General features: G+C 66.4%; 4 protein-coding genes and 1 pseudogene. 2 read left to right on the top strand and 3 right to left on the bottom strand.

All coding sequences use genetic code 11. The annotated features are described in order from the left end of the window. Positions 1–142: 142 nt before the first annotated feature. Positions 143–337 (top strand): annotated as a pseudogene (locus ACWF94_RS30735) (IS5/IS1182 family transposase); the annotation flags it as partial. 561 nt (positions 338–898) lie between these two features. Continuing rightward, positions 899–1,564, top strand: a complete 666-nt coding sequence (locus ACWF94_RS30730) for a hypothetical protein (protein ID WP_453495767.1) — start codon at positions 899–901, stop codon at positions 1,562–1,564. An 892-nt stretch (positions 1,565–2,456) separates the two neighbouring features. Here the strand turns inward: ACWF94_RS30730 and ACWF94_RS30725 are convergent. From ACWF94_RS30725 to ACWF94_RS30715, 3 genes are all read right to left on the bottom strand, one after another. Next, entirely contained in the window at positions 2,457–3,554 is a 1,098-nt protein-coding gene (locus ACWF94_RS30725; protein WP_453495764.1) for an aminotransferase class I/II-fold pyridoxal phosphate-dependent enzyme, read from the bottom strand. 82 nt (positions 3,555–3,636) lie between these two features. Then, the gene (locus tag ACWF94_RS30720) at positions 3,637–4,128 is read right to left on the bottom strand and encodes a hypothetical protein (protein WP_453495761.1); all 492 of its coding nucleotides are present in this window, start codon (positions 4,126–4,128) and stop codon (positions 3,637–3,639) included. A 947-nt stretch (positions 4,129–5,075) separates the two neighbouring features. Continuing rightward, on the bottom strand, positions 5,076–5,938 hold an 863-nt coding region (locus ACWF94_RS30715; RefSeq protein ID WP_453495758.1), incomplete at its 5' end, for a cytochrome P450.

The following is a 5,938-nucleotide window of genomic DNA, read 5'->3' as shown; positions in this document are numbered from 1 at the left end:
AGGAGCGGAGAAAAAAGATGCCGAACGACCTTGCGCACAGTCCGCCGCAGCCCCTCACACTCAACCAGCCGGGAGAAACCACCCACACCCAACCAACCACCGGCTCTGTTGACTTCGCAGAGCAACACCTCGGAAGCCACCGAGCCTGCAGGTCATTGCCGACCCCGAAGGCTGCCTGCCGTGGGCTTCACCTGCCCTGGCCGGAGCCGTCTGCAACGTCCGGGCCGGACGCAAGCACGGCATCATCGACGCCCTCGCCGAAGCTCGCATCACTAGCCGGGCGGACGAGGGCTACCAGAGCGCAGGCGGCAGAGGCCGCCAGCCCTGCCGCAGCCGGCAGGGAGGAGCCGTCCGCCGACCGGCCGTCGAATAGGGACAGCGTCGAAGCGCGCCGATAGGCGGAAGGCGCACCTACGGGCCTCAGAGGCACCGCTGTAGGGCCGTCTCCGGATCAGCCCCGCAGGCATCTCCTCGGCACCGCGCGAGGGAGGGGGCGGGCGAACCGCCCGCCGGGTGCTCCTGCGCAACGGTGTCCGCGAGCCTGCACTCGTCCACCGTCAGCGACCAACGATTGCACCCCGGGGGACCCCCATGGGCGGTGCGCCACTTGGTAGATGAAAAAAGCATATCTTGTACAATAGACACTATCTACCTCAATCTAATACTTACATCCAAACGTCTGTGGAGAGCTGGGGGGCGCTAGGCAGGGCTCTGCAGAAGACCCTGAAGCCGTCTGACTTGCCGACGGCATGCACCTTTCAATCCTTTGGCGTCCGAAACGACTAGGGCTTGACCGCATCCGCCTCCCTGGTGGCATCAACAGGCGTGGATATGGATAGGGTTCACGCATCCCGCACCTTGTGAACGGCTTGCTGGATGAGAGGAGAAGTGGCTGACGATGCCTGACACCGGCGCTGCCGATGCGCGTACGCCGCCGCGGACACTTGCTGAGAAGCTCAGCGCCCTCAGGGAGAAGATGACTCCCACGGGAGGCAGGACTCCGTCGTGGGACAAACTGGGGAGGCTGATCAGCGAGCAGACACAGGTACCGATCTCCGGTGCCTATCTGTGGGAGCTGGCCAACGAGAAGCCCGGAACGAATCCGAAGCTGAGCCACTTGAGGGCGCTCGCCAGGTTCTTCGATCGCCCTGTCTCGTACTTCGTCGACGATGCGGTGGCGTTTGAAGACGACGAGACGGCTCAGATGGAACTGTTGTCCACCATGAAGCGGCTCGGGGTGCGAGACGTGAGACTGGACAACATTGATGACACCGGCAGCGCGGCCAGTTCCGAGACTGTCGCGGAACTGTTGGGCAGGTTGCAGACCCTCGTTCTCCTCGGCGACGGCAAAGTGCGTGAGATTGCGCTGAGTATCCAAGAGCTCAGCGCCGAACATCGGGAAACCGTCGGCGAACTGGCCAGGCAGCCAGAACTGCTCAACGCCCTGAGTCAGCCCGAGGTGCGCAAACTTGCCCTGGAAGGTGCCGAACTCCTGGATTCGAGCAGGCAAGCACTTCTGGCGCTGGTTGGACAGATGAGGCGGCTGGAGAAGGGGAAGGCGTGACAGAGGGCCCGCCACGCTACTGGCGTGGAGCCGCCCCATCGTCTGACTGCTCAGCGGCCGTCTCGGTAGGGCCCGAGTTTCAGGGTTTCGGCGATGAGTTCACGAGGCAGACGCGGCATCAGCCAGCAGGCTGCGTCGAGGCTCGCTTCGTCGGCATCCTGGACATCGGAGTCGTCCACGGGTGGCGAGGACTCGGCAGGTCTGTCCGGCGGGGCGACCGGATGGTAGAGGATCCGCCCCTCGTCGGTGCCAAGCCATACCCCCCCGCGGGAGCTCCGTACGCCCGCCCCGCCGGGTAGTGAGCCCCCGCGTGCCCGGCCTCCCGGCGGGACCGGAGATTCCCGAGCTTCACCCGAGTAACCCAATTCTCGCTCGCCATCGAGGAATTCCGCATCGCGTACCTGAGAGTCCGGCGTCTCATTCCGATACCTCCACTGGCTCCCGCCCGGCAGTGCCATGAATATCGCCTCGCAGTTCTTCGATTTCTTCGGACCCTCGGCACGGCTCAGGGGTGCTGCCTCCAGTTGGGCCGTACCGCCCTCTCGATGCATTGCCGCTGAGAGTGGCAGGGTGCCGCCGGGGGGAACGGCGGCACCCTGCTGTGGCCGGGACCCAGCCGCGGAAAAGGGGCGCGGAGGGCCGGCCAGCCCGGGTCACGCAGGAGGGAAACGCATCGGCCGGGAGTAGTCCGCAGGAGGCGGATTGGCAGGGCCAGTTCAATCGGTGGAGGGCGAGGAGCGTACCGACGAGTCTGCGGTGTTCGGGCTAGGTTCCAGGACGGACTTGCCGGGGTACGGGGTCCTTCTTGCCGACCGTTCCGGATTGCCGTAGGCGCGGCGCACGCATTGGAGTGCGGCTTCGTAGGTTTCCGTCGCGGTATCGAGGGTGATCTTCACGAGCGGTCTTTGTCTCTGAAGGAGATACGGATCAGGGCTTGTTGGAGGCGGTCGAGTTCTGAGGCGTCGCGCGGTGCTGCGATGCGGATTCCTGGTGCCGTGCCTCCGGTTCCGTCGAATTGCCGCACCGCGATGCCTCGGGCCGCGAGATGTGCGTGCAGCGGGGCGGGTTCCGGCAGGTGGACAAAGCGGTAGTGGAGGTCCGCGGCTGCGACGGCGTCACCGAAGCGCTCTACCAGCATGCGTTCCAAGGCGCGTGCTTGCTCCTGGATGAGAGGTCGTACCGAGTCGAGCCAGAAGGGGTCGGCCAGGGCCTCGACGTGCAGAGCGACGTCCAGCAGCGACAGGGACCAGGGGATGAGCTGCTCGGTCACAGCCTCCCGCAGGGCGAGATTGCGGGTCCAGAGGATGCCGGCTCGGGCCGCGGTGAGCCCATAGGTTTTGCCCGTCGACAGCATGGCAACCACGTTGTCGAGGTCGGAGCCGGCCAGGCTCAGGTTCTTGCCCTCGAATTCGATGTACTCCTCGTCGACCCCCAGGACGCTGTGCGGGTACCGTCGGCACACCTCCAGGAGGTCCCGCTGCGGCAGGTAGTGGCCCAGGGGATTGCTCGGGTTGGACAACACGACGAACCGGTGACGGGACATGGCCCTGCGCACCCGTTCCAGGCGCCGCTCGGCGGTGTCCTTCGCCGCGGCCTTGGGTGCGTAGGCCGTGGCGTAGGCGAACCTTTGCCACGTGTGCGTGTAGTCGGGGACGACCAGGGCCACATCCTGCCCCCTCAGGACACGGGAGAGGACGACGATGAACTCACTGACCCCGCGACCCGGTATCAGCAAGTGCGGCGTGTCCAGGCCGAGGTGATCGGCGACCGCCGCGAGGTAGGCGTCCTGTGCGCCGTACGGCGGCGGGACGAGGTCTTCCGGCCGGGTGGCGAGGAGCGTCTTCAGTGCCCGCACCGCGCCGGGCGGCGGGCCGTGCCGATTGGCGCAGACACTCAGGTCGAGAGTGATCTGGCCCGGCGGATAGCACGTCAGGTCGCCGCCCTGGACGGATGCCGGGTGCCGGACCGGCGGTGGCGCGCTGCGCGGCATATCTGGGGTCCTCCCTCATGTGGCCAGCCCTTGTCTTCGTGTCGGCCGGGCATGCGGTTTCGGGTCGGTGCGGTCGGTACCGCTAGCGCACGGCACTCGTGCCGGCCAGTTCCCACTGCTTGCCGGGGCGACCGTCGTCGGCGATGTCATAGGTGGCAGTGGCGTCACCTGTCCAGTTGGCCTTCTTCGTCTTGACCCACGCGATGCCGTACCCCCCAGCGCCGCTGGGGTGGGTCTTGCTGCCCCTCTCGCGGGCGTTCACGGAGCTGCTCAGGTGGTTCACTTCGCAGATGCCGCCGTGCGAGCAGTTGGCAATGGATGTGCGGCCGTGCTCTGCCCGGACGGAGAACGAGAGCTCGTGGAAGCGCTTGCCGCCGATGAACCACCCACTCGTCCCGTCCCAGGAGACCTTGTGCAGCCATGCCTTGTAGTAGCGGTACGGGCCCGACACTCGATAGCGCTGGATGCAGATGGTCGCGGACACCCTGACATCGGGCTTCCCCGGCAGGGCGAAAGACTTGAAGCTGGTCTTGCACTGCTTGGACGGGGCAGCGTGTGCGGGTGCGGCCGTCAACGCGGAGCCAGAGACGACAGCTGCGGTCAGAATCGCGGTCAAGCCCGTGCGTCGGGTCAGGAACATGCTGAGGAAACCCTTCAGGCAGGAAGTGTGGTGTCTCACGCGTGTGCGGCAGGGTGCCCGGGACGGCCCCTGCGCGCCGGAAATGTCACGGCTGCGCCATGGTTCAGCGGCGGGAGAGCAGCAGTGCCGACACTCAGGGGTCGGCACTCGCTGCGACGTTCACCCGGGCCGCTGCAGGCGGGGACAGGGATGGGTCAGACTGCGTGGCCGCTACCGGGCCCCTTACGGCCCCTGCCACAGCCACAGCCACCGCAGCAGGCGCCTACGGGGCCTCACCACGGTGCGATCGGCGGTCGTCTCGGCGCCCGCGCTGCGGAGACAGACGCGGTGGCGATGACGCCAGCGGCCTGCCGGAAGGATGATGCGGAGAAATCACGAGAGGCTCCTCGGTGGCAGCGGGGAGCTCCAGCGCTCAGGGACTGGCCTTCCGTTCGGGAGTGGCTCCCCAACTGCGGTCAGATAGGTCTATCCTGAGCACAGGCGTGTGCAACCACGCCGTTAGAGCACCCCAGTGATATGGGTTGGTCCCGGTCTCTGATGGTGCGTCGACTCTGTGAGAGTCATGGTGGTCGTCTCTTCGCGAGAGAGACGGCCACCACTTTTTCGCGGGCTGTGGATCACGCCAAGTGAGGTGTCAGCTACACCATCGGACCTCCGTGTCATCGCTTCCGGGGCGATGCTGGCGGGAGCAAAGTGAGGTCCTTCGGTCAGCGCTGTTCCGCATCAGCGTGAATCCGTGCCTGCCTCCTCATCATTACCACTTCTCTGGCAGAACACCAGTGAGCGGCAATTTGGTTTCCTCTTGTCGGCGCGGTTCTGGAGGATTGTCACCTTCACGCCGGTTCTGGAGAGTTGATGGCCGAGGGGGACATCTGCCGGAGCTATTCGCTCCGGGGCTCGACGGTCATGGGTAGACGATCGGCGTGTACTACGGCGGAGGCGACTTCTTTCGGCGTGTTCCCGGGCACTGGAGTGAGCTGCCAGCGGCGCAGGATCGTGGCGATGGCTATCGCCGCCTCGGTCCAGGCGAACTGCGCCCCGATGCATTTGTGGACGCCCGCGCCGAAGGGAATGAAGGAACGGGCAGTCTGGGTTCTCTGACGTTCCGGCAGCCATCGGTCGGGGTCGAAGCTGTCGGCATCGGTGAAGAGGCGCGGGTCGCGGTGCACGGCGTAGAGGCTGAACGCGACCTCGGTACGGGCCGGAAGTAGGAACTCGCCGAGTTCGACCGGCTGCGTGGTGCGGCGCATCAGCAGGGGCACACCGTGCAGGCGGGCGACTTCCTCCAGCACCCGCCGGATCACGACCAGCCGGGGTACGTCCTCGACCGTGACCCGGTCGCGGTCGCCGACGACGTCCCTGATCTCGTCCGCCACCTGCCGTTCGACCGTGGGGTGGGTGGCCAGTTCGTGGAAGCTCCAGGCCAGGGCGGCGGCCGTGGTCTCGATACCGGCGAAGAGGACGGTGCTCAGTTCGTCCCTGACCTCGATGTCGGTGAGATCCTTCGCCGCGAGCAGGAGCGACAGCAGGTCGTTGTGGCCGGTGTGCTCGGTGCGTCGAGCGGTGGCGACGACGTCGTCGATGACCCGGCGCAGGTTCGCCGCCGCTGTGTCGAAGTCCCGGTTGGCCCGGATGGGCAGCCGGTCGACGAGCCGTGGGGAGGCCGCGCGGATCAGCAGATTCTTCAGCAGCAACGGCAGATTCTCGCGCACGGCCCGCACCGCGGGCAGTCCGATGTCCGTGG

This window comes from Streptomyces sp. NPDC055078 (assembly GCF_053607985.1).
Note: the sequence above shows the minus strand (reverse complement) of the source record. Positions and strands in the feature narration are given on the sequence as shown.